The following is a 25,880-nucleotide window of genomic DNA, read 5'->3' as shown; positions in this document are numbered from 1 at the left end:
ACCGATGAGTTTCCGGGTGCCGGACGGTCCAAGTCGGTACACAGAAACGAAGGAGAGCCCGATGGGTACGACGCGTTTGCAGCCGGTGACTCACATCGCCCGTCGCATGTTCGAGCTCCTGGAGCCGATCTGCCTGGTCACCTACTGCGCCGCCGAGTGCAACGAGGAGTTGGTCGCGCTCGGCCACCGCACCTACTGGGACGGCTACTTCGCCAGCCGGGCCGCCCCGCTGGGACGCGTGGAGGCCCACGTCGTGCACGCGGCCTTCTACAACTTCGCCGACGGAGAAGCCGCACGGCACATCCCCAGCGCCTGGGAGACCATCCCGCCCGAGGCGTCCGTCGCCGCGCGGGAACGGGGCAGCGCGGCCTCCCTACGGCGCATCCTCGGCGACGAGCTGGCCGACTCCCCCGGCCTGGTGCGCGCCGCCGACCTGACCACCAAGGCAGCCACGAGCGCCCCCACCGAAGGCAGGGTGATGTACGCCGGCATGCGCACCCTTGCGGTGCCGAGCGACCCCGTCGCCCGCCTGTGGCATTCCGCGACCATGCTGCGCGAGCACCGCGGCGACGGACACATCGCCGCCCTCGTCGGAGCACGCATCGGCGGCACGGAAGCGCATGTCCTGTCCGCGCTGGAACAGGGCATCCATCCCCCGGAGTCGTTCGGACGCATCCATCACCTGCCGAAACAGCGGCTGGCCGCGGTCATGGACGGCCTGCGCGAACGCGGGCTCATCGACACCGAGAGCCACTTCACCGACGCCGGCCGCGAGGTCAAACACCGCATCGAAGCCCTCACCGACGAACTCGCCACCCCGCCCTACGAAGCCCTCTCCCCCGCCGAACTCGACGAACTGATCACCGAACTCGAACCCATCACCGCGACGCTGGTGGCCACCGGCTCACAGTGACGCCCAGCAAACCGACGGGACGAGGTTTTCGAGACGGCGCGATCTCCCGCGCCGACGCCCGGTCGTGTCCGAGCGTCGCGAACGCCTCCAGATCCAGCTCCCGGCGGCGCTACGGGATCAGAACGATCTTCCCGGTGATGTGACCGCTCATGATCTGGCGATGTGCGGCGGCGGCTTCGCGCAGCGGGTGGGTGTCGGCGATCAGGATGCGCAGCCGTCCTGCCTCCGCCTCTGCGGTGAGCTGCAGTCGGGCCGCGGCCCGGACCTGCGTACCCGGGTCCGCGCCGGGCGCGCCGCCGAGGAGTTTGATGCCGGCCCGGGCGCCGCGCTCGAAGCCGGCGATGGTGGCGATGCGGGAACGGTCGGCCACGAGTTCCACGGAGACGTCCACCGCCTCGTCGGTGCCGACCAGGTCGGCCGCCGCGTCGACGCCGCCCGGCGCCGCCGCCCGTACGCGGTCGGCCAGCCCGGGCCCGTACGCGATCGGGATCGCGCCCAGGTCGCGCAGCAGCTCGTGCTTCGCCTCGCTCGCCGTTGCGAGAACGGTGGCTGCGCGTGCCACCGCCAGTTGCACGGCCGTCAGGCCGACTCCTCCGGCGGCGCCGTGGATCAGCACCGTCTCGCCCTTGCCCAGTCCGATCGCTTCGAGGGTGTGCACGGCGGTGACTCCGGCGGCCATCAGTCCGCCGGCCTGTTCCCAGGAGAGTCGGGCTGGCTTGGGCACCACTGACGAAGCCGGTACGACGAGTTCGGCGGCGTAGGCGCCGGCTGCGCGATAGGCGATCACCTCGTCGCCGACCTCCACCGGACCCGCGGGACCTGTCGCGTCGGCGCCCACCGCGGTCACGACACCGGAGGCCTCGGTGCCCAGCCGCAGCGGCAGCCGCGCCGGGTCGGTTCCGAAGGCACCGCTGTACACCTTGTAGTCGAAGGGATTGACGCCTGCGGCACGGACCGCGATACGTACCTGGCCCGGCCCCGGCTCCGGGACGGTCACATCGACCACGGACAGGGCCTCGGGACCGCCGTACGTGCTTGCCACCACTGCTTCGCTCATGTCCGGGAGCAACACGAGCCCGAAGGGACACATTCCGCCTGAGCTCCTCTCACTTGCCGAAACCTGCGGTGAGCCCTGGGCGGCCGCCTTCAACCCCGGCCTCGTCGAGCGCATGGCCCACGCCATCGGCGCGAGCATGCGCCGCGTCGGCGACCCGTACCTCGTCGCCACGACCGGCACGGCGTACGTGCGCGACCTGGAGAGCGCCGGCATCATCGCCACCTTCAAGCACTTCGCCGGCTACTCGGCCTCGAAGGCCGCCCGCGACCACGCCCCCGTCTCCATGGGCCCGCGGGAGTTCGCCGACGTGATCCTGCCGCCGTTCGAGACGGCGATACGAGAGGGCGGCGCCCGCTCGGTCATGAACTCCCACGCCGACGTGGACGGCATGCCGGCCGGCGCCGATCCCCTCCTTCCCTGTGCGACTGGGCGCCTGCAGCACCGACATCCGGTTGAGCAGCACCGTCCGCTCTCCGGTCCGACCCGCGGAGGCGGTCCCGCCACCTTTTTGAGCGGAGCGCTCCGCTCCGATAGGATGGACGGTGCAGAACACACCGTTCCGCCGACTCGGAGGACACATTGAAGACGACGAGCAAGCCGACGGCCCTGGTCACCGGTGGCAGCCGGGGAATCGGCGCGGCCACCTCGCGTGCGCTGGCGGCCCGCGGCCACCGCGTGGCCGTCAACTACTTCTCGAACCGCGAAGCGGCAGACCAGGTGGTCAAGCAGATCGAGACCGAAGGCGGCGAGGCCTTCGCCGTGCAGGCCGATGTGTACGACCCCCGTCAGGCGGCCGAACTGCTGGAACGCTCCGCGGCCGACGGGCGCCTGGACGTCCTCGTCTGCAACGCCGGTGCCCGCTTCACCCCGACCCCACTGCCCAGCCTGTCCTGGGACGACTTCAACGCCAAGGTGACGAACGAACTCGCGTCCGTCTACACCCTCACCCAGCGGGCGCTGGCCGTCATGGGCGCCCAGGGCGGGGGCCGGATCGTGTACGTCTCCAGCGCAATGGCCGACGGCCCGCCCACCGTGGGCATGGCCGCGCACGGCACCGCCAAGGCCGCGCTGAACACCTTCGCCCGGTTCGTCGCCTACGAGGCCGGCCCGCTCGGCATCAACGTCAACGTCGTGGCGCCCGGCTACGTACGTACCGAGGCGAGCGCCGGACTGCCGGCGGAGATCCAGCAGCGTTTGGCCGAACGCACCCCGCTCGGGCGGGTCGCGGAGCCGGAGGACGTGGCCGGGGCGATCGCGATGCTGGTGGGCGCGGAGGCCGGTTTCGTCACGGGCTCGGTCGTCACCGTCGACGGCGGACACGGCGTGGGACGCCCCTGAGGCAGAATCCGCGCCATGGGTGACACGTATGCAGGCAAACCGCGAGGCCGACAGCGGGAGGCGGACCGCAATGACACGCGCCTCTTCCAGGCCGCGCGCGAGGTCTTCGCCGAGCGCGGCTGGGACGCTCCCGTCTCCGAGATCGCCCGCCGTGCCGGGATCGGGATGGGCAGTCTCTACCGCCGCTATCCCAGCAAGGAACTGCTGGCCCAGCGGATGCGGATCGCAGCGATGGAACAACTGGTCGCGCAGGCACGAGCGGCCATCGCAGAGGAGTCCGACCCCTGGTCCGCGTTCGCCCGCTTCCTGCGGGACGTGCTGTCGGCCCAGGAGCCGGGCAGTCCGCTTCTCCCGCTGATCGGTGGCCGCCTGCCCGCCACCGACGACACCGTGAACGCCGCCGACCGGCTCCGGGCCGTCCTCGACGACCTGGTGGGCGAGGCGCACCGGGCAGGCGTGCTGCGCACCGACTTCACCTCCGCCGACGTCCCGTTGCTGCTCGAACACCTCACCGCGCGCATCCCCGTCGCCGGCGAGCGTGCCCGCGCGCTGCACCTGCGCTACCTCGACCTGGTCCTCGCCGGGCTGCGCACCACGCCCCAGGACGAGCCCGCCGCCCTGACGGGCCCGGCACCGAGCTGGGCAGAACTCAGGGCGCTGTGGAACGCGCCGACGGAGTGACCGCCAGGGCGCCGGACGGGACGCTGGTCAGACCCGGTCCAGGGGGCGGTGCGGACCGCTGGGAAGCTCCATGTCGATCGTGTCTCCGGGGGACACCACGCCGCCTTCCCTCACGATGCTCATGATTCCGGCCTTGCGCACGATGTTCCCCGCCTCGTCACGGCCGACGACCTGCTTGAGCAGCCCGTCCTGGAAGTTGTCGATCTGCAGGCAGGGGTTGCGCAGGCCGGTGACTTCCAGGACCGCGGAGGCGCCGATGCGCAGCAATGTGCCGACCGGCAGACCGAGCAGATCGATGCCGCGCGTGGTGATGTTCTCGCCGAGTTCGCCGGGCGCCACCTTGAACCCCTCTTCACGGACCTCGGCGAAGAGCTCTTCATGAATGAGGTGGACCTGGCGCAGATTCGGCTGGGTGGGATCCTGCGCGACGCGCGAGCGGTGCTTGACCGTCACACCGGCGTGCACGTCTCCCTCCACACCGAGCCCGGCGAGCAGCCTGACGCTGTCCCGGTTCGGCTTGGTGAACGAGTAATCCCCGTTGCTGCTGACCGCCGTCACTGTCCCGCTCATACGTCCGGACCCCCTCGTCGGTAACCGTGATCAGCCACCAGCCTAGCCAGGGAATTCGGTGCGCGCCGGGGCGTAGACCTGGATGCGGCCGGCGGTCTCGCGCACTGCCATCCGGGGCAGCCGGGGCAGCGGACGTACCGACCTGGGGTGGGTGAGCGACTCGCCGGTCAGGGCGAAGGTGGCGCCGTGGCAGGGGCAGGCGAGGGTGTCGCGGGCGGGCGAAAGGGCCAGGCGGCAGGCCTGGTGGGTGCAGATCCCGGAGACCGCCTGGACGCGGCCGGAGACCCGGCGCACGAACCCTGTGACGGTACCCAGATCGAAGGAGAGCACCGCACCTTCGGACACGTCGGTGGAAGCCGCCACGTTCTGCCAGGTCCCGTGCGTCGGGGTGATCTCTCCGGCACCGGCGCCGGAATCGCCGGCGCTCCGCCCCGTCACCGCATGATCGACGGCCGCTCCCGCGACCGTGCCGGTGGCCGCCAGCGCGGTGGCCGCCAGGAACCGCCGGCGTCCGGGGGCACGCCAGGTCACCGGCCGCGGCGGAGCCGACTCGGCAGTGGTGTCGAGGGTGGCGATACGACGCTGCAGATCCTGTACGAATTCCTCCCGTGGCCCGGCGGCCTCCGGGCTCGCGCCGAGCAGCTCGATGGCCGTGCGGGTGATCGCCAGATCTTCCTGGGAGGGGGCGAACGGTTTGGGTCGGCGCCGGCCCAGCAGGCGCTCGACGTAGCGGTCCACCGCGGACTTCATGACGCGTCCCCTTCCAGGTCGTTCTCCTTGCCCAGGCCCGCGGCATGGCGCAGGGCGCGATGCTGCAGGACCTTCGCGTTCGCCACCGAGACCCCGAGTTCGGCGGCCGCCTGGCGGATCGTGTAGCCCCGCAGGAACCGCAGTTCGAGGATCGCGCGCGATCGTTCGGGCAGTGCGTCGAGAATCCGGGTGATGCGCTCCTGCGCGTCGCCGGGCTCGTCCAACCGGCCGGGTGCCGCGAAGTTCTCCAGGTCGACCTCGCTCGGGTCGATCTCGGTGACCTGGTGGCCGAGGGTGCGTCGCCAGTGCTCGACCAGTACGGTGCGGGCGGCGGCCAGCAGATAGGCGCGTACCTCACCGACCGTCGCGCCGGTGCGCAGCCGCCCGTAGACGGTAAGGAACACCTGCGAGGTCAGGTCCTCGGCGTCCGGTCGGTTGCCGACCCGGGCGAACATCAGCCGGTACAGGCGCGGCACGTTGTCGGCGTAGATCGCCTCCCAGCTGGGGTACTTCGCGCTGCCCAGCATCGTCGGACGCGCCCGTGCCTTCGGACGCAGGGGCCCCGGCTCGGAGTCATCCCGCCGAGCCGCACGCACGGCCGACCTCCACGCCCGACTCACCCGAAGAGCGATCACATCGCATCATAGTGCGCCCCCACCCGGTCCAACCCGCCCTTGGCCTCGCCCCGTTGGCGAATCCCTCACCAACAGATACGGCCCCGGGTTACACGCCCGTGCCAGGCAGCGGCCGGAGGGGTGTAACCCGCTCCCGTATCCCCTGAACAGAGCCGTTCACAGCGCTTCAACGAGTCCAGAAACCTCAGGGACCTCAGGAAGTTCAGGAACCCAGGAACGGGAGACCATGTTTTCGGATCTTGCTGCTCATCGGCTGACAGCGCCGGCGCTCACCGTGCTGCTGGTCGCCCCCACCCTGCTGCTGGCCGCGTGTGCCGGCCCCGGCCATTCGGCCGCTGCACCTCCCGACACCGCGATCTCACCGGGCGCACATCAGCCCCTCGCCGGGACTCCCGGTGCGAGCGGCACCGGTGCGGCGGCGTCCGGCGCGTCGGCGATGCCGGGCATGACCATGAGCCCTCCGGCGGGCGGCACCTCGGCGGCCCCGGTCGCCGGTACCACGGTGGCCATCAAGAACTTCGCCTTCGCCCCTGCCAACCTGACAGTGAAGCCAGGCACGACCGTGACCTGGACCAATCAGGACACCGACGCCCACACGGTCACCAGTCACAACGCCGACGGGCCGCTTCGGTCCCCGGCACTGGGCACCGGGAAGAGCTACTCGTACACCTTCACCACAGCCGGCAGCTACGCCTATCTGTGCACCATCCATCCGTTCATGACCGCCACGGTGACGGTGACCCCATGACGGACCAGAACTCCTCGGGAACGGGTATGACACGCCGTCAGCTCATGCGGCACGCGGGGTGGTTCGGCTCCGCCGTGGTCCTCACCGTCGTCGGTGGCGAGGTCATCAGCCACATCGGCTTCCAGGGCCCTGCCAACACCGATGTCACCGGATCCTTCACCCGGGCGATCGACCAGATCAACGCCCTGGGATTCCGGCCGGACTTCGTCATTCACACCGGCGACCTGACCCACCTGTCCACCCCTGCCCAGTTCGACCAGGTCAAACAGATGATGACCGGACTCGTCACCGACCGGGTGTTCACCGTGCCCGGCGAGCACGACTCGGTCGGGGACGCCGGGCGGGCCTACCGACGGGCCTTCGGCCACAACACCGCGGGGGACGGCTGGTTCAGCTTCGACACCCATGGCGTGCACTTCCTCGCGCTGGTCAACACGCTGGCACTGGAGAAGCTCGGGCATCTCGGGACCGAGCAGATCGACTTCGTACGCAAGGACCTCGCGGGCCTCGGCTCCGACACGCCGGTCGTGGTGTTCAGCCACATCCCGCTGTTCGCCATGTACCCCGCATGGGGCTGGAGCACCGACGACGCCCTGCAGGTGCTGGCGCTCCTCAAGCGCTTCGCCTCGGTGACCTGCCTCAACGGTCACGTCCATCAGCTGTTCAGCCGCACCGAGGGCAGCGTCACCTTCCACTCCGCGACGACCACCGCCTACCCCCTGCCCGCCCCTGGCCACGGCCCGGCGCCCACGCCCCAGGTCCTGCCCGCCCGGCAGCTGAAAGCCGCCCTCGGCATCCGCACCGTCACCTACGAACGCGGCGCCGAGGCGCTCGCCGTCACCGACCGGAGGCTCGCGTGACCATCGCTCCTACGACCACCGGGGCGGCCACGCGCATCGGTGTCCGGCTGGCCGTCGTCGCCGCCCTCGCGGTCGGCGGCACCATTCACGCCCAGCTGTACATCGACGGCTACCGCTACATCCACGCCATCGGCGTCATGTTCCTGATCCAGGCCGCCGCCTCCTTTGCCCTGGCCGCTCTGCTGCTGGTCAGCCCGCCGACCGGGATGCCAGTGACCCTGCGGGTGCCGGCCGCGGGAGTTGCGCTCGGAGCCCTCATCGGCTTCGGTGCGTCCCGGACGACCGGTGTGTTCGGCTTCACCGAACGCGGGTTGCAGCCCTCGCCCCAGGCACTGCTCAGCGTGCTGGCCGAGCTCACCGTCCTGGCTCTCCTGACACCTGCGCTGCTGCGGACATTGACCGGCAGGTTGAGCGCGCGGGCCCGGGCGGTCGCCTTGGAGGTCTCGCCCGACGACGCTACGGCGAAGTAGCGTAACGCTTCGTATCGACGTTCGAGACTCTGTGAGGCTGCGATGGGGCATCCCGACCCCTTAGTGATCGACCCGGCCGGTCGCGACATTCACGGCGAAGCCGCCCGTGTCCGCGAGCGCGGACCGGTGACCTTGGTCGAACTCCCCGACGGGGTTGCGGCTTGGGCCGTCAGCTCCCCCGATCTGCTCAAGCGCCTGCTGACCGACCCTCGTGTCTCCAAGGACCCGCGCCGCCACTGGACCCGCTGGATCAACGGCGAAATCGCCCCGGACTGGCCGCTGTTCACCTGGGTCGCGGTGCAGAACATGTTCACCGCGTACGGCGGCGAGCACAAACGCCTGCGGGCCCTGGTCTCCAAGGCGTTCACCGCACGTCGCACCGCCGCGCTCCAGCCTCGTGTCGAAGCGATCACCAAGGACCTGCTGGACCGGGTCGAGCAGGCCGGACAGGACGGGCGGGTCGTCGATCTGCGCGAGGGGCTCTGCTACCCGTTGCCGATCCAGGTCATCAGCGAACTGTTCGGCCTGCCCGAGGACCAGGGTGCAGAGCTACGGGCCGTTGTGGACGGCGTCTTCCACACCTCCGCCACACCGGAGGAGGTCACCGACATCTACACGCGGTTCTACGCGGCGCTCGCCAAACTCGTCGCCTCCAAAAGGGAGTCACCCGGCGACGACCTGACGTCCGCCCTCATCGCGTCGCGCGACGACGAGGGCGGGGGCCGCCTCAGCGAGCAGGAACTCCTCGACACCCTCATGCTCATGGTCAGCGCGGGCCACGAGACCACGGTCAACCTCATCGACAACGCCATTCACGCACTGCTCAGCCACCCCGACCAACTCGCGCTCGTCCGCAGCGGCCACGCCTCCTGGGACGACGTGATCGAGGAGACGCTGCGCGTCGAGGCGCCGGTCGCCAGCCTGCCGCTGCGATACGCCGTGGAGGATCTGGCGATGAGCGAGTTCGGCGGTCCCGAAGGCGTCGTGATCGGCAAGGGTGAGGCCATCCTGGCCGCGTACGCCGCAGCCGGACGCCACCCCGGCAAGTACGGCGACGACGCGGACCGCTTCGATGTCACCCGCGTCGACAAGGAGCACCTGGCCTTCGGCTACGGAGTGCACTTCTGCCTGGGCGCCCCGCTGGGGCGGCTGGAGGCGCGGATCGCGCTGCCGGCGCTCTTCGAGCGTTTCCCGGATCTGCAACTCGCGGTGTCGCAGGACGAGTTGGAGCCGGTGGACTCCTTCATCTCCAACGGTCACCGCTCCCTCCCGGTACGCCTTCGCTGAGCACCCTCCGACACGAGGGACAGGTATGCGGGTCCGCGCTCCACGCCGAGTGGGGCGTGGACCCGCTTGTCGATCGAGGATCTGGGAGGGAGGGCCGGGCCCTAACCGACCAGGCGGCGGCGCCAGTCCAAAGGGGTGACGGTGATGGCCCGGCCGGGGTCACCGTCCCATTCGGTGTGCAGGCCGGCTGCTTCGAGGGCGACCACGACCTCGCGGCCGATGGCTGCAGTGGTCGCGGACGAGCCGTCGAAGCCGCCGTAGAGGAGCATCAGTCCGTGGCCGGCTGCGGCGGAGTCCGTGCACTGGGTGTGGAAGTAGACGAAACCACGGGCGTCGGGGCCGCCTTCGCCGCCGATCTCGGACTGGCCGCAGCTGCGGCAGCAGGTGAAGTTCTCGCGGGCCGTGATCCCGGCCTCCTGCAGGGCAGTGAACGCACGGGTGAGTCGCTCGGGGTCGGTCTCGCCCTGCCATGCAGCTTGCTCGGCGACCCGCTCCAGCCACAACCGGTCGGCCAGCGCCTGCGATTGCTCGCGCGAAACCGGCCGACGGTCCTCGCTGACCAGGTACTCCTCGGCGATCTCGGCCAGTTCGGCGCGGGAGGCGTACCCGCCGACCAGCACCTCGCGGACGCGCTGCTCCAACTCCATGCGCTCGTTTTCGGCGAGGTCGAGCGGCGGCACTTCACGGGCGGGGCCCAGGTCCAGCAGCGACCAAGCCAGACCACCGTCCCAACCGGCCTCCTGGCGGGCCCAGCCGGTAATCGCCGCGATCACGGCTTCGGGCCCGCCGACCAGCGCCTGGAAGTGTCGCCCGGCGGCACCGTCTCGGTGCTCCAGCGTGTAGTCAGCACCGGCCTCGTGCCAGACCTGGGTGAAGACGTCGGGCAGGTCGGGTATCCGCTGGACCACCAGGAACCGGTCACCGTCACCGCCGATTCTTTGGACCAACCCGGCCAGTTCATCGGCGGACACACGGACGTGCCGCTCCCGGTTCTCGGTATTCACCACGATCTCGAGCATGCGCAGACTCTGACACAGCCCTCTCAGTGGTGACGGGTGCCGGGCCCCGGGTCAGGTCGTCGGTGCCGGGCCGGGCGGAAGGTGGACCGTCATGACGAGGTGGCAGGTCTCGGTCCCCGCGCCGCGGTAGGTGTGCGGGGAGTCGCCGTCGAAGGTGGCGGTCTGGCCGGCCTCGACGGTGTGCTCGGTGCCGTCGACGACCAGGGTCATCCGGCCGGAGGTGACGCTGACGGTCTCCACGACCCCTGCCTGGTGGGGGTGGCTGGGGTAGTCCTCGCCCGGTTCCAGTCGCCAGCGCCAGACCTCGACCGGAGCCGGTCCCGAGGTCGTCAGCACGAGCCGGGCCTCGCCACCCCGCTCCCCCGTCCACAGGGGAGCCACGGCGTCGGCGGCCACGATCCGTACCCGGCCTTCGGGCGATCCCTGCATCAGGGCGGACACCGAGATGCCCAGGGTGTCGGCCAGCCGGACCAGCGTGGCCAGGTTGGGGTTGCCCTGGGCTTTCTCCAGTCCCACGAGGGCGCCCTTGCTGACCTGGGCACGGCGGCTGAGTTCGTCCAAGGACAGGCCCGCGCGCATACGTGCCGCCCGGACGTTGTGCGCGACCGTTCGCAGCGCTGCGGCTGTCTCCGCCACCTCGTCACTTCCCTTACACCTGGACATTCCAATGCACCGTACGGTCGATCGGTTGTAACACCCGGTCGTTTCGATGTACGGTCTGGTCGTTCCACTGGATGGTAAGGGATTGTTCTGTGATCGCTCTGCCGCTGGCCCTGGGCAGCTCCCTCGCGTACGGATGCGCCGCCGTGGGCTGGGGTGTCGCTTCGACCGCATCGGTCCCGGGAAGTCCTGACCGCCCCCGCCCGCAGGAAACGGAAAACACCGCCCATGCCCGCCTTCCGCATCTCCCCCGCCGTCGCCGAAGCCTTCCCCGACACCCTGATCGCCCTGGTCACCGCCTCCGGCCTGCGCGGCCGTGAGTCCTGGCCGCACACCGCCGCGGCCGTCGAGGAACTGGAGCAACAACTGGCCGACGGCACCTGGCAGCCCGCCGACGAGACCGACCCCCGCATCGAGGCCTGGCACACCGCCTACCGCTCCTTCGGCACCAACCCCCGCCGGATCCGCCCCAGCGTCGATGCGCTCGGCCGCCGCCTCGCGAAGAAGGGGAGCCTGCCGCGCATCAACCCCGCCGTCGACTCCTACAACGCCGTCTCCGTACGGCACGGCCTGCCCGCCGGCGCCTTCGACCTCGACCATGTCACGGACGCCGTCGACATCCGCCACGCGGACGGCACCGAGTCCTTCACCCCGCTCGGCGAACCCGACACCGTCGAGCACCCCAAGCCCGGCGAGATCATCTACGCCGACGCAACAGGGGTCCTGACCCGCCATTGGAACCACCGCGACGCCCACCGCACCCGCGTCACCGAGGACTCCACGCACGTCGCCTTCATCCTCGAAACCCTGCACGCCGACCGGGACGGCAACCTCCTCAAGGTCGCGGCCGACGAACTGGAGGGCCTGCTCGCCCCGCACTCCCACCGGACCGCGGTGTCCTACCTCAGCCCGGCGCAGCCGGAGGCCACCGCCTGAGCTACTTGCCGACCAGCGACATGTGGTACTCGTTGTAGCGGTTTCCCCGCACCCCGACACGGCCGGCGAGCTCGTTCAGGTCGGCCAGTTCGTCCGCGGAGAGCGGCAGGCGGGTGGCGGCGGTGTTCTCCTCGACGCGGGCGATCCGTCGCGTTCCGGGGATGGGAACGATCGACGGACGCTGTGCGAGGAGCCAGGCGAGGGCGACCTGTCCCGGCGTGGCGTCCTTGGACCGCGCGAGCTGTGCGATGTGCTCGACGAGAGCCTGGTTCGCCGCCCGGTTCTCGGCCGTGAACCGTGGAATGGTCGTGCGGACGTCACCGGCCGCGAACGACGTCGACGGGTCCACGGCCCCGGTGAGGAACCCCTTGCCGAGCGGACTGAAGGGCACGAAACCGATCCCGAGCTCCGCGCACGTCGGCAGGACCTCCGGCTCGGGGTCGCGGGTCCACAGCGAGTACTCGCTCTGCACCGCGGTCACCGGATGGACCGAGTGGGCACGACGGATGGTCTGCGCGCCGGCCTCGGAGAGCCCGAAGCAGCGGACCTTGCCTTCCTGCACGAGTTCACCCACCGTGCCGGCGACGTCTTCGATCGGCACCTCCGGATCGACACGGTGCTGGTAGAACAGGTCGAGCCGCTCGACTCCGAGCCGCTTGAGAGAAGCGGCCGCAACGGCACGGATCTGCTCGGGCCGGCTGTTGAGTCCGACGGAGGCGCCGTCTTCGATGCGGAACCCGAACTTGGTGGCGATCACCACCTGGTCGCGCACCGGTGCGAGAGCCTCTCCGACGAGTTCCTCGTTGACGTAGGGGCCGTACACCTCCGCGGTGTCGAAGAAGGTGACTCCACGGTCGACGGCGCCACGGAGTACGGCGATCATGTCGCTGCGATCGCCGGGGTTGGGGCCGTAGCTCTGGGACATTCCCATGGCGCCGAGGCCGACGGCCGAGACGCGGAGGTCATGTCCGAGTGTTCGCGTGTGCATCTCTTCTCCTTGCATGACGGTGCGTCAAATGCTTTCGCCCTTCGATGTGTTGGCGGTCGGAGCCGGACGCGGTTCACTCCACCAGTTCGCGTCCGGCGAGCCGCACCTCTTCGTTGTCCAGGGACGCCTGGAGCCGACGCAGCACGGTGTCGTCGATCCGCTGCTCGTCACGCAGCCGGACGACGGTCGCGCGTTTGTGGGCGATGAGGGCGAGGCGCAGGCCGGTGTAGTGGCGGTTGTGGAGCAGGGCGGGATCGTCGTCGGTGCCCGCTCCCCTGGCCCGTACGGTCGCCAAATGCGCCTCGTACTCTTGACGCAGCCACTCCGCGACCTTCGGGTCGGCACCCTGGTCGGCGGCGAGTCGGGGCAGCGCCCTGATGGCCTCCTCGGTCGCCGTGGTCTCGGCGAGGAGGTGCTCCTCGTCGACGGAGGTGTCGCGCGGCAGCCGGGCCCAGCGCACCACGCCCGGCAGCAGCAGTCCCTGCACCACGAGCGTCACCACGATGACACCGGAGGTGACGAACACGATGAAGGCACGGTCGGGGAAGGGCGCACCCGAGTCGAGGGTCTCGGGAACCGAGAGGGCCACGGCGAGCGACACCGCGCCCCGGAATCCCGCGAACCCGCTGACCACGCGCGCCCGGTGGCTGATTCTCCGCAGCCGTTGCTGCGGACGGCGGTCGACAGCGCGGACCAGGTAGGCGGAGACAAACAGGAACACGAACCGGACACATACGAGTGCGCCGCTGACGACTGCGACCGCGATCAGGGCGTCGGCGAGGTCGGAGCGGCTCAAGTGGCGCAGTGCGTACTGCAGTTCCACTCCGACCAGGACGAAAAGGGCCCCGTTGATGATGAAGGTGGCCAGGGGCCAGAACGCCAGTGCCTGCCGTCGGTGCTCGGCACGGATGAGCCGTGGCGCCACCTGGGCCATGATCAGACCGCTGACCACGACCGCGAGGACTCCCGAGGCCTGGATCAACTCGGCCAGGAGGTAGGCCGTGAACGGTGCCAGGATCATGACGAGATTGCCCAGCAGGGGGTCGTCCAGGCGCTGCCGCAGGTTCATGTTGACCCACGCCACCGCCACGCCGACCGCCGCTCCGCCGCCGTAGGCGAGCAGGAAGAGTGCACCCACATGCGGAAGGGTGAGGTGTTCCTCGCCGACGGTGATACCGACCGCCAGGCCGTAGATGACCAGTGCGGTGCCGTCGTTGACGAGGCTCTCGGCCCGCAGGACGGTGATCTCGCGGCGCGGCAGGGCGCCGGCCAGGGCTCCGACGGCTGTGGCGTCGGTGGGCGCCACGGCCGCGCCGAGCACCCACGCCGGGCCCCACGGCAGTCCGAGCGCGTGGCCGGCGATCGCCACGGCCCCCGCGGTGAGGATCACCAGCACGGTGCTGAGCAGGACGATGCCGCGCAGGTTCGAGCGGATCTCCCTGCTCGACGTGGTCAGGCTCTCCCAGTACAGCAGCACGGGAAGGAAGAGCAACAACACGACTTCCGGCGGGAGTTGGGTCTGGCGTACGGCCGGCACGAGGCCGATCAGAGCACCCACGACCAGCAGCATCACGGGAGGTGCGACGCCCAGGCGCTGCCCCAGGACGTTGCCGACCAGCAGGGCCGCGCCCAGCAGGACGACGAGTTCGAGACCGATCACCGCGCTTGCTCCTGTGACGCAGCGGCTGCCGGTGTCAGCTCGGCGGCGTCCACCAGGGTCGTACGGCTCATCTCGGCACCAGTCGGAGCGTCGTCGACCGTGCGGCGATCAAGGGATTGACGTAGGAGTCGCCGAAGCGGCCGTACTTGGTGCGGTAGGCGGTGTCGATGCGGTCGTTGACCTCGGGGTCCGCCACCTCGACGAGCGTGACGTCCTTGCTCACGCCGCCGGAGCGGATCTGCGCCTCGTGACGTGCCGTGGCCGTGCGCCACCAGCCGCCGTCCGTACCGCGGAAGGAGCGGATGTAGAGGGCGTCGCCGTCCCCGACGACCCAGATCGGCACAGGCGTGCGCCGGGTGCCGTCGCGTCGGAGCGGAGCCATCTCCAACTCGTCCGAGGAGGCGATGCGGTTGAGTTCGTCGCTGGTCCACGTCGTCATCGGTGTTTCACCCGTCTGATCGGTGGGTTGTGGTCACGCTGATCGGCCGGTTGCGGCGAGGGCGCCTTCGACGGGTCAGGGACGCAGCAGGGCCTTGATGGCGCGGCGTTCGTCCATGGCCTTGTAGCCTTCGGCGACCTCGTCCAGGGGCAGGGTGAGGTCGAAGACCTTGCCCGGGTCGATACGGCCCTCGAAGACGCGGTTGATCAGGTCGGGGAGGTAGGCGCGCACGGGGGCGGGGCCACCGCGCAGGCCGACGTGGGAGAAGAAGAGCTCCTGGCCGTCGATCTGCACGTCGTGGGGCACTCCGACGAAGCCGACGTTGCCGCCCGGGCGGGTGGACTGCAGGGCCTGGTGCATGGACTGCGGGGTGCCGACGCATTCGAGGACGGAGTCGGCGCCGACGCCGTTCGTGAGTTCCTTGACGCGGGCGACGCCGTCCTCGCCTCGTTCGGCGACGATGTCGGTGGCACCGAACTCCAGGGCCAGTTTCTGCCGGCTCTCGTGCCGGCTCATGGCGATGATGCGCTCGGCGCCCAGCTCCTTCGCGGCGATGACGCCGGAGAGGCCGACCGCGCCGTCTCCGACGACCACGGCCGTCGCACCGGGCTTGACCTCGGCGGCCCGGGCGGCGTACCAGCCGGTGCCCATGACGTCGGACAGGGTGAGCAGACTGGGGATCAGGTCCTCGGACGGCTGGTCCGGTGTGGCGACCAGGGTGCCGTCGGCGAGGGGGATGCGGATGTACTCGGCCTGGCAGCCGTTGGGGAAGTCCCGGTGCAGACAGTTGGTCTGGTAGCCGGCCCGGCAGTTCGGGCAGGTGTTGTCGGAGGCGATGAAGGAGCCGATGACGAACTGGCCGGGCTTGACGTGGGTGACGTCGTCGCCGACTTCCTCGACGATGCCGACGTACTCGTGGCCGATCGGCTCGGGCTTGGTGACCGGGTTGATGCCCCGGTAGTTCCAGAGGTCGGAGCCGCACACACAGGTGGCGACGGTGCGGATGACCGCGTCCGTGGGTGCGGTGATCTTCGGCTCGGGGCGGTCCTCGACCCGGATGTCGCCGGGCGCGTGAATGATGGTTGCTCGCATGATGCTTCTCCGGTCTTCCGCAGGGGTGTCAGGGACGGGTCCGGGTGCTGACGCGCGGGCCGTTGTACTCGGCGTCCGAGACGTGCTCGAGCCAGGTGGCGTCGTCCGTCTCCCACAGCGCGAGATGGACCATGAACCTGTCGGACGCGGCACCGTGCCAGTGCTCCTCACCCGGCGGCGTGTGGACGACGTCGCCCGGATGCGCTTCGACGAGGTCGCCGCCGCGGGACTGCACCAGCGCGATGCCCTCGACGATGTACAGGGTCTGGCCCAGGGCGTGGGAGTGCCAGGCGGTGCGGGCTCCGGGGGTGAAGCGGACCATGTTGGCCCGCAGCCTGGAAGGCGCTTCGCCTCGGTGGATCACGTCGGCGTAGGCGTCGCCGGTGAACCACTCGGCGGGAAGCTTCGCGGTGGGGGGCGGCTTCAGCAGTTGCATGGTGTCTTTTCCTTGCCGCGGTGTGGGGGACGGCCCACGGTGTGGGGTGCGGGCCGTGGGGAGTCGGGAGTGGGTCTCAGCCGGCCCGCTCGGACGACTCCACGATCGCCTTGAGCTGGTTCATCGCGGTCATCGCGTTGGGCCATCCCGCGTAGAAGGCCAAATGGGTGATGGCCTCGGTCAGCTCGTCCTTGGTCACGCCGTTCTCCAGCGCCTTGCCGAGGTGGAAGCCGAGCTGGTCGGTGCGGTAGAGGGAGGCGAGAGCGGTGACGGTGACCAGGCTGCGATCGCGCGGGGACAGCCCCGGCCGTTCCCATACGTCCCCGAACAGGACGGTGTCGGTCAGCTCGGCGAGCTTGGGGGCGAATTCCTGGATCGCCGGCGGTGCGAACTTCTTCCGTTCGGGCATGAGGTGGTGCTCCTAGCGTGCGTTCAGGGATTCGGGGCGTCCGGCTTTCGGCCGTACCTTCCGAGAGCACTTGTCCCGGGGCCGGGAGCCTTGCCCGTCTCGTCGGGTTCACGGTGGGGCGGCCCAGGTCGCCGTCACACGGACGAGCCTTCCCCCTCGGGCGCGAACCCGCAAAGGGGAGAATTCCACCGACGGAAGGAGTTATCCAGGGAAGAATCCTTCCCCCCCTTCGTGGACTCGCCCCGGCGACCCCGGATCAACCTCCCTTGTCGGTGGCCTCACCCTCGACCGGCACGCACGGACCCGCCACGGCGACCCCGCGCAGCAGCCGCCGGTCACCGCGGAGCCCGGAACTTGATCTTCGGACGACCATCCACTGCTGGTTGGTGTTGCAGGTCGACTGGTCCAGGGCCGCCCCGTTGGCCGTCGACGAGCCCGCGACCTCAAGGCACTTGCCGCTGTTGACGTTGGTGGAGGTGACGTAGCCGCCGATCACCGCCGTTCTCGTCCGCAGTTGGTGCGAGGCCGAGGTGCAGGTGGACTGGACGGCCACCGCTGGAGCTCGTAGTCGGAGCCGACGGCGGTGGGCACCCACTGCTGGTTGGCCCCGGAGTTGCAGTTGCCGGAGTTCATCGCTGCCCCCGCCCGCCGTGGACAGCGACCAGACGTGCGCGCACTTGGCGCTGTTGCGGTTCAGCAGGTGGTTGTTCGCAGCGCTGAGTGCCGGCGAGGACCGGCCAGCCGTTGGCGAAGGTCACCTGCCGGATGCCGAGGGTCTCCCGGCCGGAGTTGTCGCCGTCGTAGTAGTGGTAGGCGAGGAACTTGGAGGTGCCGTCGTGGGCGTCCGCGCCACCGGCGACAACCTTGGGGTAGGCGCCTGTCAGGACGGTGGCTCCACCACCGGAGGCCATGTCGGTGCCGTTCTGTCGGGCGACGAGCGCGACGCGGTCGCCGTAGAGGTCGGCAAGGCGCAGCCGGTGGTTGTCGTGCAGCAGCGGCTGCTGGATGGTGACCGGGATGCCAACGCGACGGCACGGGCACCCTGTTCGGGGCCGGGCAGGCCGCCGTGTTCCGTCACCAGCGTCCCGGCGGGGAGACGGGGGTCGTCTGCACGTCGTGCCGACGCCGACCTCGCCGGCACGACGTCGAGCCCGATCGCCCTGGCGATGGACGGGGCGATCGGCGACGTCCTCGGCTCAGGCGGGGATGCTGGTTTCCGTCTTCTGCGGGGTCTGCGTCGTGGTGGGCGCCGGAGGGGTGGTGCCGGGGCGGCGCAGGGTCAGGGCGATGGCCACACCGAGGAGGGTGAGGGCGCCGGCGGTGAACCCCGCGGTGCGCAGGCCGGGGACGAGGCCCGGGCCCGTGGTGACCTCGACGCCGCTGTTGGCGATGGCGACCAGGATCGCCAGGCCGACGGCAGAGCCGATCTGCTGAGTGGTGGAGGCCATGGCCGAGGCGATGCCCTGGTGGCGGGCGTCGACGCCGCTGGTCGCCGCGACGAACATCGCGGTCCAGGCGATGCCCTGGCCGAGGCTGAGCAGGACGACGCCGGGCAGCAGGGCCGGGTAGCCGCCGTTCGGGGACATGCCCAGCGCCAGGACGGCCATGCCGGCGGCGCCCACGAGCAGACCGGTGACGATCGTCGTGCGGGCGCCGACCTTGCCGAGCAGCTTCTCGCTCAGCCTGGTGCCGACCATGCCCACCAGTGCTGAGGGCAGGAACGCCAGGCCGGTGGCCAGGGCGCCGTAGCCACGCACGTTCTGCAGGTAGACGGTGAAGAAGTAGTACTGCGCGCCGAAGGTGCCCATGAAGACGAAGGTGATGCCCATCGCGGCGACCAGGCTGCGGTTGCGGAACAGGCGCAGCGGCATCAACGGGTGCGCGGTGCGGGACTCGACGATCAGGAACAGTCCGATGAACAGCGCACCGCCCAGGAGGGCGATGAGCGTCTCGGCGGAGCCCCAGCCGGCCTCGGGGCCCTGCACGACGCCGAAGACGAGCGCGGTGAAGCCGACCGTGGCGGTCAGCGCGCCGGTCAGGTCGAAGCTGCGGCCCCGCTCACGCGGCGCGTCCTTGGCGATGATCGAGAAAGCTGCTGCGGCGGCGCCCAGGGCGAGGGGGACGTTGACGTAGAAGACGGACTCCCAGCCGAGGTAGTTGGTCAGGATGCCGCCCAGCAGGGAGCCCAGTGCCAGACCGACGGCTCCGGCGCCGCCCCAGATCGCGAGGGCCCGGTTGCGTTCGGCGCCCTCGCTGAAGGTGGTGCCGATCAGGGAGAGCGTGGCAGGCAACAGCAGGGCGCCGCCGAGGCCCTGGACCGCGCGGGCGGCCACGAGCAGCCCCGGCTCGGTGGCCAGTCCGCCGGCCATGCAGGACAGGCCGTACAGGACCAGGGCGGTGGTGAACATGCGGCGATGGCCGAGGAGGTCGGCGGCCCGGCCGCCGAGCAGCAGGAAGCCGCCGAAGGCGACCGCGTAGCCGCTGACGACCCACTGCAGGTTCTGCGCGTCGAAGCCGACCTCGCGTCCGATCTCGGGCAGGGCGACATAGACGATGTTGTAGTCGATAGCGCTGACGAACTGGGCGAACGCCAGCAGGGCGAGCAGAAGCCCGGTCGAGCGGGGCTTGGGGTCGGGCGACATGAGGTGGAACCTCTCTCAGGGCACTTATGTAAGCGGTTGACCGCTTACATCTAGGGGCAAAAGAAAGGGCCGCCCGGGGCGGCCCGGCAGGGCTGCGTCCACTAAGCGCGCAGCGTGCGCGCCCAGGGTGCATCGACGGAGGCCGCATCGATCGCGACCAGGACATTGCTGAGCAGGCCGTGGGCGAAATAGCTGCGGATCTGCTCGTCGGAGGCGCCGGACAAGGCGCGGACGTACTCGACCTGCTCGGCATAGCAGGTCCGCACCGCCTCACCGATGACCGGCTCGCTCGCGCTGCACTGCGCATGCAGGAGGATCATGAGCACGTCCCGGTCGGCGATGACCTCGTCATAGGAGGCCGTCAGCGCCTTGAGGACCGCTTCCGGGTCGGTGGTCTGCACCGCTGCGGCCGCCGCGGCGGCGCTCTCCCGCAGACGGGCGGAGCAGTGGTCGACCAGGGACGCGAAGAGCGTCTCCTTGTCCTTGAACAACCGGTACAGGTAGCCCTGCGAGATGCCGGCGGCCTTGGCCACGTCCATCGTCGAGGTCCCGTAGTACCCACGCTCGGCGAACGTCTTGATCGCCGTACGCATGACCGTGGCCCGGCGCTCCTCGGCGGTGGAACGCTGTCGTGTCCTTGCCTCCATGGAAGTAATCAACCACTTGCATCCGAGCGGTGTCAATCTGAGCCGATCATTACTGGTGCCGCCACCGGGGCGGCAGCGCGTTCCCGACAGGGGCGCCGGCGCTGACGCCGACAGCTGCGGCGAGAATGAGACGGCGACAGGTTCGACACCTATTTTCGGGGGTTGGGATGCTGACGGGGATCGTGATCGACGCGCTGGATGTCGCGCGCATGGACCGCTTCTGGTCGGATGCGACGCGGGGGCGAACGGGCGGCCTGCAGTTGCGATTCGTGCCGACCGCGCAGCCGAAGACGGCGCGCAAGAACCGACTGCACCTCGACCTGGCCGGGGGGCCGGACTGGGAGGCCGAGGTGGCGCGCCTGCTCACACTCGGTGCGACGCGAGTCGACATCGGCCAAGGGGACGTCCCGTGGGATGTGCTGGCCGATCCGGAGGGCAACGAGTTCTGCGTGCTGCGCCCCGGGCACCCCGGCGTGCTCGCCGACTCCGGGCTCGTCGCGATCTGCCTCGACGTCACGGAGGAGGACCGCTCTGCGCAGTGGGCCTTCTGGCAGTCCCAGGCGGACTGGCACGCGGTCGAGTCCCACGACTGGGGCGTCCGGCTGCGCCGACGGCCCACCAGCACGGTCTCACTGGTGATGGGACCGCCTGCGGCGCCCAAGGAGGCGCGGAACAGGCTGCGGCTGGAGGTCACCCAACCCGACCGGGAGCCCGGCGAGTTCCTCGACGCCGGCGGGAACGAGTTCCACGTCACCGGGTGACCTCTCCTACCGCTCTCGGACGCTGTCCCCCGTGCTGAACGGACGCCGAGGAGGCCGTGCCGGGCATCGAGTACGGGGCGACCGTGCTGGTCGGAGGATTCGGCAAAGCCGAGATGCCCGTCGAGCTGATCGACGCGCTCATCCGGGCAGGGCGCGAGCGTGCTGACGGCGGTGTGCCGCGCTGCGCGCGCCAAGGGCCGGGTGCGCAGGATCGTGTGCGCCGTCGCGCTCGGTGGTCTGCCATGAAAACAGGCCACCGGAAGGCGGCCCGCGGCCGCCCCTCGAAGGGTGGTGCGAGCGGTCTGCTCTACGCTCTCCTACGCGGCCGTGGCGCTCCTCGGCTGGCGCCCTGAAGGAATCGCTGTCAGGAGGATCGTTGGATCACGACGAGCGGGTCGACCGGCCCGGTAGCCACGGCGAACACCAGATGCAGCGTGAGTTGGACACCCTCGACCGCGCGGACCGTTTCTACGACGAGCAGGTACTGGATCGGCTGAACCCGCGGATGCAGGAGTTCGTGGCCCGCCAGGAGATGTTCTTCCTCGCCACGGCGGACCGCCACGGCGAGTGCGACAACACGTTCCGGGCCGGACCGCCCGGTTTTCTCGGAGTGCTCGACGAGGCGACCCTGGCGTACCCGGAGTACCGCGGGAACGGAGTCATGGCCTCGCTCGGCAACATCCGGGAGAACCCGCACGTCGGCATCCTGATGATCGACTTCTCTCAGGACCGTATCGGCCTGCACGTCAACGGCCGGGCGCAGTTGGTCGCGGACGAGGCGATGCGCCGGAGGTATCCGCATCTGCCGGTCGACCCGGTGCCGGGCCGCCGCCCCCAGATGTGGGTGGAGGTGGAGGTCGAGGAGGCCTACATCCACTGCTCGAAGCACATACCGCGGCTGGTCAAGGCACCACTGCGGCAGAGCGCGAACGGAAACGGCGACACGGCCGCCAACGGTGAACAGGCGTGGGGCACGGACGACGTCAAGCGCAAGGGCGGCGACTACTTCGGCGCCGCGGCCGAGTCGGGGAGGCGGCTGCCTGCCCGCTGACGACCAGCCTGCGAGTCCGCTACGGCAACACCCCGAGCATGCGGCTCGGCAAGCCGGGGTCGTCGGGAGAGCGGACGTCGGCGTCGTGCGTTTCGTAACACGCCCGATTCACCGGTCATCCGGTCGATCCCCCGCACCGCCGCGCGCGTCATTCTCACAGCATGACTGACACCCCCCGCCCCCATTCCACAGAACGCGAGCGCGCACCCGAGCCGGCCGGCGGTTCGGGCGGTGCGAGCCGCAGAACCGTCATCGCCGCCCTGGGCGGTGCGACCCTCGGAGCGGCCGCTCTGGGGCTCGCGTCCGGGCAGGCGGCCGTGGCCGCAGGCCGGAACGGTGCCGCCCCGGCCCGGCAGGCCGCCGACTGCGTCCTCACGCCCGAGCAGACCGAGGGGCCGTACTACCTGGATCTGGACACGGTCCGCAAGGACATCACCGAGGGCAAGTCCGGCGTGCCCCTCACCCTCCGCGTCAAGGTGATCGACACCGCGAACTGCTCCGTGCTGCCCGGCACGGCGGTGGACATCTGGCACTGCGACGCTCTTGGCGTCTACTCCGGCTATGTGGCCGGCGGCTCCACCCCGGACACGACCTTCCTGCGCGGCGTGCAACTGACCGACTCCGGCGGCGTCGCCGAATTCACCAGCATCTACCCCGGCTGGTACGTCGGCCGTGCCCTCCACATCCATGTGAAGACGCATGTCGGTGGCACCGTCGCCAACGGCAAGTACCAGGGAGGCCACGTCTCCCACACCGGTCAGCTCTACTTCCCGGAGACGTACAACAGCAGGGTCGCCGCCTTGGCCCCCTACCGGAACAACACGGCCACGCGCACGCTCAACGCCAGGGACGGCATCTACCGCAACGGCGGGTCCTCCACCCTGCTGACGCTCACACAGGTCGGCAGCGACCTCGGCAAGGGAGTGACCGGCACCGTCGTGCTCGGCATCGATCCCGACGCCGTGCCCTGACAGTGCCTCCTTCCGCCCGTTCATGCCGCCCGGAGTCGCGTATCCCAGTGGGCCGATGACGGACGTGAGCCTCGCATCCGTGAATGGGCGGCTCGAATGCGGGGATGACCGGAGCATGACATGTGAGTCGTGCGGTGCCCCGCTGGCCGGTCGCCCCCGCAGGGGTCGACCGGCTCGCTACTGCTCCGGCGCATGCAGACAACGGGCGTTCCGGCAACGCTCGGCGCGCCCGGATGCCGGCCGGGCGCAGACGGCCGCGTCACCGCCCGCCCAGAGCACCGCCCCCTCGCCGGCGACCACCGCCCAGGGCCGCGGCCTGCCACCGGCCCTCGACTCCTTCGTCGGCCGGCGGGCAGAGCTGTCACGGCTGCGCACGCTGGTGCGGACGTCGCGGCTCCTGACGCTGACCGGTGCCGGCGGCGTCGGAAAGACGCGGTTGGCGCTGGAGTTCGCCAGCGGCCTGCCCGGCCGCCACGGGCGGGTCGACCTGGTCGAACTCGACGCGCTGCGTGACGGCGCCGCACTGGCACAGTCCGTCGCCGCCGCCCTGGCCGTGGGTGAACGGGCCGGGCGATCGGATGTCGACGTCCTGGTCCACGCGATCGGCGACGCCCGTCGGCTGCTGATCCTGGACAACTGCGAGCATCTTGCCGAGCCGTGCGCCCGGCTGATCGCGACCCTGCTGAGTCACTGCCCTCGGCTACGGATCCTCGCCACCAGCCGGGAGGCCCTGCGGGTGCCCGGTGAGACCGTGCTGCGCGTCGGTGAGCTGTCGCTGCCGCCGGCCGACGCAGGAGACGACCCGGACGTCCTGCTGCGGGCGGATGCCGTCCGGCTGTTCGTCGAGCGTGCCTCGAACTGCTCACCGGGGTTCACGCTGGATCGCGGAAACGGCCGGACGGTTGCCGAGATCTGCCGACGGCTGGACGGCCTGACGCTCGCCGTCGAGTTGGCGGCCCGCCGGGCCGGAACGCTTCCGCCACGCGACATCCTGGCAGGCCTGGGCGACCAGTTGGCCCAGCTGTCCCTGCTGTCGAACGGGCACAGGACCGGCCCCGGCCGCCACAGCGAGCTGGCGGCCGCGATCGACTGGAGCCACCGCCTGCTCGATCCGGCCGAACAGGCCGTCTTCCGGCGTCTCGCGGTCCTCGTCGGCGGGTTCGACACGGCGGCGGCGCGGACGGTCTGCGCCGACGGGGGTGTCGTCCCGTCGCGGGTACTCGGCATCCTGTGCGCCCTCGAGGCCAAGTCCCTCATCGCTCGACTCCCGGGAGACGCGGCGGGAGACGCGGAGACCGCACGATTCAGACAGCTGAGCACCATCCGCGCCTACGCCCTGGAGCGCCTGCTCGCATCCGGCGAGTTGCACAGCACCCGGCACCGGGTCCTCGTATGGCTGAACGGACTGACCGACCGAGCCCACGACGAGGTGTTCCCCGACCAGGCCGGCAGCCCGCTGGCCGCGGAACGGGACAACCTCGCGGCGGCTCTGGCCGACACCACCGGTCACGACGGCGTCTCGCGCCCGCGGCTGGAACTGGAACTGGCACGCGTGCACTACGAGCAGGAGCAGCCGTCCGCCGCCCGCGCGTTGCTGACGGGACTACTGCGAGAAGACGGCGTCAGGACGCTCGGCGGGGCGGTACCGGCGCTCGCCGCGCGCGTGGCCTGCCAGCGGGCCGATCCGGCGCAGGCGCTGCACCTCGGCGAGCAAGCGGTGGCCGTGGAGCGCACGCGCCGCCACCCCGCCGGACTTGCCAACGCCCTGGACGCGCGGGCCGCGGCGCGGCTGTGCCGAGGGGAATTCGACGCAGCCGTAGACGATCTGCGGGAGTGCCTGGAGGTCGTCGGCACGCTGGGCAGACCCAGGGACACCGCGTGGTGCACCCATCACCTGGCCTGGGCGCTGCTCCAAGCAGACGGGGCGCCGGAGGCCGACACCCTCATGTCCCGCTGCCTGCCCGTGCTCAAACGCCACGCCCCGTGGAACCAGGTCGCCGCCGCTCTGCACACGGCGGGCGCCGTGCGGCTGGCCCTGGGACAGCTGGAAAGCGCCGAGGCGCTGTTCGGCGAGGTGCTGCGGATCGTCCCCCAAGCAAGTTTTCATGCGCTCTACCCGGTGGAGGGCCTGGCGCTCGTGGCCGCCGAGAGCGGAGACACGCGCCGGGCCCTCCTGTTGTACGAGGCGAGCGCACAGGCGCGCCGCCGCCTCGACACCGTCTCCGAGGTGCCATGGCGACGCCAGGTGGAACGAACGGTGACCCGTATCAGCACGCGGCTGCCGGCATCGGCCCGGGACGCGGCGGCCAGCGGCGGGCGCCGCCTGCCCCCGGATCGGCTTGTCGCGTACGCCCTGCGGACAAGAAGCGACGACCACCGAGCGGCGACGCACGCCGTAGGGATCGTAGACGGCCGATCGACGCTCACCGGAAGGGAGTTCATGGTGGCCGAGCTCGTCGCCGACGGGCTGACCAACCGTCAGATCGCCGAGCGGCTCGGTCTTTCGATCCATACGGTCGCCACCCACCTGGACAAGGTGCGCGACAAGCTGGGCTTGCGGTCCCGCACACGGATCGCCCTGTGGGTGGCCGCACGGGCCAAGGCCGGAGACACCTCCGTGTGACGTATCACCGGCCTCGCTCCGGGGTCGTGCGGCGGATGGGTCCGCACACATCCGGCTCGTCCGCCGAAGGCGACCCGACTGGTCATCCGACCAGGTCGGTGGGTTCCCGGGGCTCCCCTGTAAGCAGTTGGCCTCGCGCAAGACTCGGCCCGATGGTGCGGGCTTACGTCGCTGACCGCCGCCCTCGGTGGGGCCGAAGGCGGCGGTCGTGGTTCTGCTCTCGGCAGACCGGCCGAC

General features: G+C 70.5%; 29 protein-coding genes and 1 pseudogene. 14 read left to right on the top strand and 16 right to left on the bottom strand.

What is annotated here, in order from left to right; translation table 11 throughout:
• Window positions 1-61: 61 nt before the first annotated feature.
• Window positions 62-913: an SCO6745 family protein gene (locus ABD355_RS15695; protein WP_344400899.1), complete on the top strand. Its 852-nt coding sequence runs from the start codon at window positions 62-64 to the stop codon at window positions 911-913.
• Window positions 914-1,022: 109 nt separating this feature from the next.
• Here ABD355_RS15695 and ABD355_RS15690 read toward each other — a convergent pair whose 3' ends face one another.
• On the bottom strand, window positions 1,023-1,955 hold the full coding sequence (locus ABD355_RS15690; RefSeq protein ID WP_344401224.1) for an NADP-dependent oxidoreductase: 933 nt from the start codon (window positions 1,953-1,955) through the stop codon (window positions 1,023-1,025).
• Window positions 1,956-2,046: 91 nt separating this feature from the next.
• On the opposite strand from ABD355_RS15690, the pseudogene ABD355_RS15685 reads away from it, so the two are divergent.
• The 3 genes and pseudogenes from ABD355_RS15685 to ABD355_RS15675 all read left to right on the top strand — a co-directional run.
• Window positions 2,047-2,376: pseudogene (locus ABD355_RS15685) on the top strand (glycoside hydrolase family 3 N-terminal domain-containing protein); the annotation flags it as partial.
• A gap of 173 nt (window positions 2,377-2,549) precedes the next feature.
• Window positions 2,550-3,308, top strand: a complete 759-nt coding sequence (locus tag ABD355_RS15680; protein WP_344400898.1) for an SDR family NAD(P)-dependent oxidoreductase — start codon at window positions 2,550-2,552, stop codon at window positions 3,306-3,308.
• 15 nt (window positions 3,309-3,323) lie between these two features.
• Window positions 3,324-3,989: a TetR/AcrR family transcriptional regulator gene (locus ABD355_RS15675; protein ID WP_344400896.1), complete on the top strand. Its 666-nt coding sequence runs from the start codon at window positions 3,324-3,326 to the stop codon at window positions 3,987-3,989.
• Window positions 3,990-4,016: 27 nt separating this feature from the next.
• On the opposite strand, the gene ABD355_RS15670 is transcribed toward ABD355_RS15675, so the two are convergent.
• Genes ABD355_RS15670 through ABD355_RS15660 form a run of 3 tightly spaced genes read right to left on the bottom strand, consistent with a single transcriptional unit; the run spans window position 4,017 to window position 5,905 of the window.
• The gene (locus ABD355_RS15670; RefSeq protein ID WP_344400895.1) at window positions 4,017-4,559 is read right to left on the bottom strand and encodes an MOSC domain-containing protein; all 543 of its coding nucleotides are present in this window, start codon (window positions 4,557-4,559) and stop codon (window positions 4,017-4,019) included.
• 42 nt (window positions 4,560-4,601) lie between these two features.
• The gene (locus ABD355_RS15665) at window positions 4,602-5,309 is read right to left on the bottom strand and encodes a Rieske (2Fe-2S) protein (protein WP_344400894.1); all 708 of its coding nucleotides are present in this window, start codon (window positions 5,307-5,309) and stop codon (window positions 4,602-4,604) included.
• The gene (locus tag ABD355_RS15660; RefSeq protein WP_344400893.1) at window positions 5,306-5,905 is read right to left on the bottom strand and encodes an RNA polymerase sigma factor; all 600 of its coding nucleotides are present in this window, start codon (window positions 5,903-5,905) and stop codon (window positions 5,306-5,308) included. The genes ABD355_RS15665 and ABD355_RS15660 overlap by 4 nt, the downstream gene beginning before the upstream one ends.
• Window positions 5,906-6,170: 265 nt before the next feature.
• Here ABD355_RS15660 and ABD355_RS15655 point away from each other — a divergent pair, with 265 nt between their 5' ends.
• From ABD355_RS15655 to ABD355_RS15640, 4 genes are read left to right on the top strand one after another with little or no spacing between them, the layout of a single operon-like run.
• Window positions 6,171-6,692, top strand: coding sequence for a cupredoxin domain-containing protein (locus ABD355_RS15655; RefSeq protein ID WP_344400892.1), 522 nt, complete (start codon window positions 6,171-6,173; stop codon window positions 6,690-6,692).
• Entirely contained in the window at window positions 6,689-7,552 is an 864-nt protein-coding gene (locus ABD355_RS15650; RefSeq protein ID WP_344400891.1) for a metallophosphoesterase family protein, read from the top strand. Before ABD355_RS15655 ends, ABD355_RS15650 begins: the two co-directional genes overlap by 4 nt.
• Window positions 7,549-8,022: a hypothetical protein gene (locus ABD355_RS15645; protein WP_344400890.1), complete on the top strand. Its 474-nt coding sequence runs from the start codon at window positions 7,549-7,551 to the stop codon at window positions 8,020-8,022. Before ABD355_RS15650 ends, ABD355_RS15645 begins: the two co-directional genes overlap by 4 nt.
• Window positions 8,023-8,064: 42 nt before the next feature.
• Window positions 8,065-9,309 carry a cytochrome P450 family protein gene (locus ABD355_RS15640; protein WP_344400889.1) on the top strand — a complete coding sequence of 415 codons (1,245 nt, stop codon included), beginning with the start codon at window positions 8,065-8,067 and terminating at the stop codon, window positions 9,307-9,309.
• Between the two features lie 101 nt (window positions 9,310-9,410).
• Here ABD355_RS15640 and ABD355_RS15635 read toward each other — a convergent pair whose 3' ends face one another.
• Window positions 9,411-10,328: a DUF6891 domain-containing protein gene (locus tag ABD355_RS15635; RefSeq protein ID WP_344400888.1), complete on the bottom strand. Its 918-nt coding sequence runs from the start codon at window positions 10,326-10,328 to the stop codon at window positions 9,411-9,413.
• 51 nt (window positions 10,329-10,379) lie between these two features.
• Entirely contained in the window at window positions 10,380-10,964 is a 585-nt protein-coding gene (locus ABD355_RS15630) for a helix-turn-helix domain-containing protein (RefSeq protein ID WP_344400887.1), read from the bottom strand.
• Window positions 10,965-11,216: 252 nt separating this feature from the next.
• Here ABD355_RS15630 and ABD355_RS15625 point away from each other — a divergent pair, with 252 nt between their 5' ends.
• The gene (locus ABD355_RS15625) at window positions 11,217-11,924 is read left to right on the top strand and encodes a B3/B4 domain-containing protein (RefSeq protein WP_344400886.1); all 708 of its coding nucleotides are present in this window, start codon (window positions 11,217-11,219) and stop codon (window positions 11,922-11,924) included.
• Window position 11,925: 1 nt separating this feature from the next.
• Here the strand turns inward: ABD355_RS15625 and ABD355_RS15620 are convergent, their stop codons facing one another.
• The 10 genes from ABD355_RS15620 to ABD355_RS15580 all read right to left on the bottom strand — a co-directional run bounded on the left by ABD355_RS15620 (window position 11,926) and on the right by ABD355_RS15580 (window position 20,237).
• Window positions 11,926-12,912 carry an aldo/keto reductase gene (locus ABD355_RS15620; RefSeq protein ID WP_344400885.1) on the bottom strand — a complete coding sequence of 329 codons (987 nt, stop codon included), beginning with the start codon at window positions 12,910-12,912 and terminating at the stop codon, window positions 11,926-11,928.
• Between the two features lie 73 nt (window positions 12,913-12,985).
• Window positions 12,986-14,572, bottom strand: coding sequence for a Na+/H+ antiporter (locus ABD355_RS15615; protein ID WP_344400884.1), 1,587 nt, complete (start codon window positions 14,570-14,572; stop codon window positions 12,986-12,988).
• A 67-nt stretch (window positions 14,573-14,639) separates the two neighbouring features.
• Window positions 14,640-15,011, bottom strand: a complete 372-nt coding sequence (locus ABD355_RS15610) for a DUF2255 family protein (protein ID WP_344400883.1) — start codon at window positions 15,009-15,011, stop codon at window positions 14,640-14,642.
• Window positions 15,012-15,086: 75 nt separating this feature from the next.
• Window positions 15,087-16,103: a zinc-dependent alcohol dehydrogenase family protein gene (locus tag ABD355_RS15605; RefSeq protein WP_344400882.1), complete on the bottom strand. Its 1,017-nt coding sequence runs from the start codon at window positions 16,101-16,103 to the stop codon at window positions 15,087-15,089.
• 28 nt (window positions 16,104-16,131) lie between these two features.
• Window positions 16,132-16,539 (bottom strand): (R)-mandelonitrile lyase, encoded by a 408-nt coding sequence (locus tag ABD355_RS15600; protein ID WP_344400881.1) that lies wholly within the window; start codon window positions 16,537-16,539, stop codon window positions 16,132-16,134.
• 76 nt (window positions 16,540-16,615) lie between these two features.
• The gene (locus ABD355_RS15595) at window positions 16,616-16,948 is read right to left on the bottom strand and encodes a carboxymuconolactone decarboxylase family protein (RefSeq protein ID WP_344400880.1); all 333 of its coding nucleotides are present in this window, start codon (window positions 16,946-16,948) and stop codon (window positions 16,616-16,618) included.
• A 256-nt stretch (window positions 16,949-17,204) separates the two neighbouring features.
• Window positions 17,205-17,501 (bottom strand): RICIN domain-containing protein, encoded by a 297-nt coding sequence (locus ABD355_RS44705; protein ID WP_425585742.1) that lies wholly within the window; start codon window positions 17,499-17,501, stop codon window positions 17,205-17,207.
• Window positions 17,502-17,577: 76 nt separating this feature from the next.
• Entirely contained in the window at window positions 17,578-17,859 is a 282-nt protein-coding gene (locus tag ABD355_RS44700; protein WP_425585741.1) for a hypothetical protein, read from the bottom strand.
• 285 nt (window positions 17,860-18,144) lie between these two features.
• Window positions 18,145-19,590: an MFS transporter gene (locus ABD355_RS15585; protein ID WP_344400879.1), complete on the bottom strand. Its 1,446-nt coding sequence runs from the start codon at window positions 19,588-19,590 to the stop codon at window positions 18,145-18,147.
• Window positions 19,591-19,691: 101 nt separating this feature from the next.
• Window positions 19,692-20,237, bottom strand: a complete 546-nt coding sequence (locus ABD355_RS15580) for a TetR/AcrR family transcriptional regulator (RefSeq protein WP_344400878.1) — start codon at window positions 20,235-20,237, stop codon at window positions 19,692-19,694.
• 167 nt (window positions 20,238-20,404) lie between these two features.
• Between ABD355_RS15580 and ABD355_RS15575 the strand changes: the two genes are divergently transcribed.
• From ABD355_RS15575 to ABD355_RS15555, 5 genes are all read left to right on the top strand, one after another.
• The gene (locus tag ABD355_RS15575) at window positions 20,405-20,998 is read left to right on the top strand and encodes a VOC family protein (RefSeq protein WP_344400877.1); all 594 of its coding nucleotides are present in this window, start codon (window positions 20,405-20,407) and stop codon (window positions 20,996-20,998) included.
• 56 nt (window positions 20,999-21,054) lie between these two features.
• A complete protein-coding gene (locus ABD355_RS44695) occupies window positions 21,055-21,351 on the top strand; it encodes a hypothetical protein (protein ID WP_425585740.1) in 297 nt (98 codons plus the stop codon).
• 23 nt (window positions 21,352-21,374) lie between these two features.
• Window positions 21,375-22,049, top strand: coding sequence for a pyridoxamine 5'-phosphate oxidase family protein (locus ABD355_RS15565; RefSeq protein ID WP_344400876.1), 675 nt, complete (start codon window positions 21,375-21,377; stop codon window positions 22,047-22,049).
• 161 nt (window positions 22,050-22,210) lie between these two features.
• Window positions 22,211-23,020, top strand: coding sequence for an intradiol ring-cleavage dioxygenase (locus ABD355_RS15560; RefSeq protein WP_344400875.1), 810 nt, complete (start codon window positions 22,211-22,213; stop codon window positions 23,018-23,020).
• Between the two features lie 115 nt (window positions 23,021-23,135).
• Entirely contained in the window at window positions 23,136-25,643 is a 2,508-nt protein-coding gene (locus ABD355_RS15555) for an ATP-binding protein (RefSeq protein WP_344400874.1), read from the top strand.
• Window positions 25,644-25,880 lie beyond the last annotated feature (237 nt).

Source organism: Streptomyces longisporus, from assembly GCF_039532765.1.
In the GTDB taxonomy this organism is placed as follows: Bacteria; Actinomycetota; Actinomycetes; order Streptomycetales; family Streptomycetaceae; genus Streptomyces; species Streptomyces longisporus.
The sequence above is the reverse complement of the archived record's forward strand: the minus strand, read 5'-3'. Positions and strand labels throughout refer to the sequence as shown.

Bases quoted from the DNA above. Each gene is read 5' to 3' on its own strand.
- ABD355_RS15665 (WP_344400894.1), bottom strand. From the start codon at position 5,309: ATGAAGTCCGCGGTGGACCGCTACGTCGAGCGCCTGCTGGGCCGGCGC.
- ABD355_RS15610 (WP_344400883.1), bottom strand. From the start codon at position 15,011: ATGACGACGTGGACCAGCGACGAACTCAACCGCATCGCCTCCTCGGAC.
- ABD355_RS15650 (WP_344400891.1), top strand. From the start codon at position 6,689: ATGACGGACCAGAACTCCTCGGGAACGGGTATGACACGCCGTCAGCTC.
- ABD355_RS15560 (WP_344400875.1), top strand. From the start codon at position 22,211: ATGACTGACACCCCCCGCCCCCATTCCACAGAACGCGAGCGCGCACCC.
- ABD355_RS15670 (WP_344400895.1), bottom strand. From the start codon at position 4,559: ATGAGCGGGACAGTGACGGCGGTCAGCAGCAACGGGGATTACTCGTTC.
- ABD355_RS15620 (WP_344400885.1), bottom strand. From the start codon at position 12,912: ATGCACACGCGAACACTCGGACATGACCTCCGCGTCTCGGCCGTCGGC.
- ABD355_RS15695 (WP_344400899.1), top strand. From the start codon at position 62: ATGGGTACGACGCGTTTGCAGCCGGTGACTCACATCGCCCGTCGCATG.
- ABD355_RS15655 (WP_344400892.1), top strand. From the start codon at position 6,171: ATGTTTTCGGATCTTGCTGCTCATCGGCTGACAGCGCCGGCGCTCACC.
- ABD355_RS15675 (WP_344400896.1), top strand. From the start codon at position 3,324: ATGGGTGACACGTATGCAGGCAAACCGCGAGGCCGACAGCGGGAGGCG.
- ABD355_RS15640 (WP_344400889.1), top strand. From the start codon at position 8,065: ATGGGGCATCCCGACCCCTTAGTGATCGACCCGGCCGGTCGCGACATT.
- ABD355_RS15555 (WP_344400874.1), top strand. From the start codon at position 23,136: ATGACATGTGAGTCGTGCGGTGCCCCGCTGGCCGGTCGCCCCCGCAGG.
- ABD355_RS15605 (WP_344400882.1), bottom strand. From the start codon at position 16,103: ATGCGAGCAACCATCATTCACGCGCCCGGCGACATCCGGGTCGAGGAC.
- ABD355_RS15580 (WP_344400878.1), bottom strand. From the start codon at position 20,237: ATGGAGGCAAGGACACGACAGCGTTCCACCGCCGAGGAGCGCCGGGCC.
- ABD355_RS15585 (WP_344400879.1), bottom strand. From the start codon at position 19,590: ATGTCGCCCGACCCCAAGCCCCGCTCGACCGGGCTTCTGCTCGCCCTG.
- ABD355_RS15635 (WP_344400888.1), bottom strand. From the start codon at position 10,328: ATGCTCGAGATCGTGGTGAATACCGAGAACCGGGAGCGGCACGTCCGT.
- ABD355_RS44700 (WP_425585741.1), bottom strand. From the start codon at position 17,859: ATGGCCTCCGGTGGTGGAGCCACCGTCCTGACAGGCGCCTACCCCAAG.
- ABD355_RS15600 (WP_344400881.1), bottom strand. From the start codon at position 16,539: ATGCAACTGCTGAAGCCGCCCCCCACCGCGAAGCTTCCCGCCGAGTGG.
- ABD355_RS15625 (WP_344400886.1), top strand. From the start codon at position 11,217: ATGCCCGCCTTCCGCATCTCCCCCGCCGTCGCCGAAGCCTTCCCCGAC.
- ABD355_RS15595 (WP_344400880.1), bottom strand. From the start codon at position 16,948: ATGCCCGAACGGAAGAAGTTCGCACCGCCGGCGATCCAGGAATTCGCC.
- ABD355_RS15575 (WP_344400877.1), top strand. From the start codon at position 20,405: ATGCTGACGGGGATCGTGATCGACGCGCTGGATGTCGCGCGCATGGAC.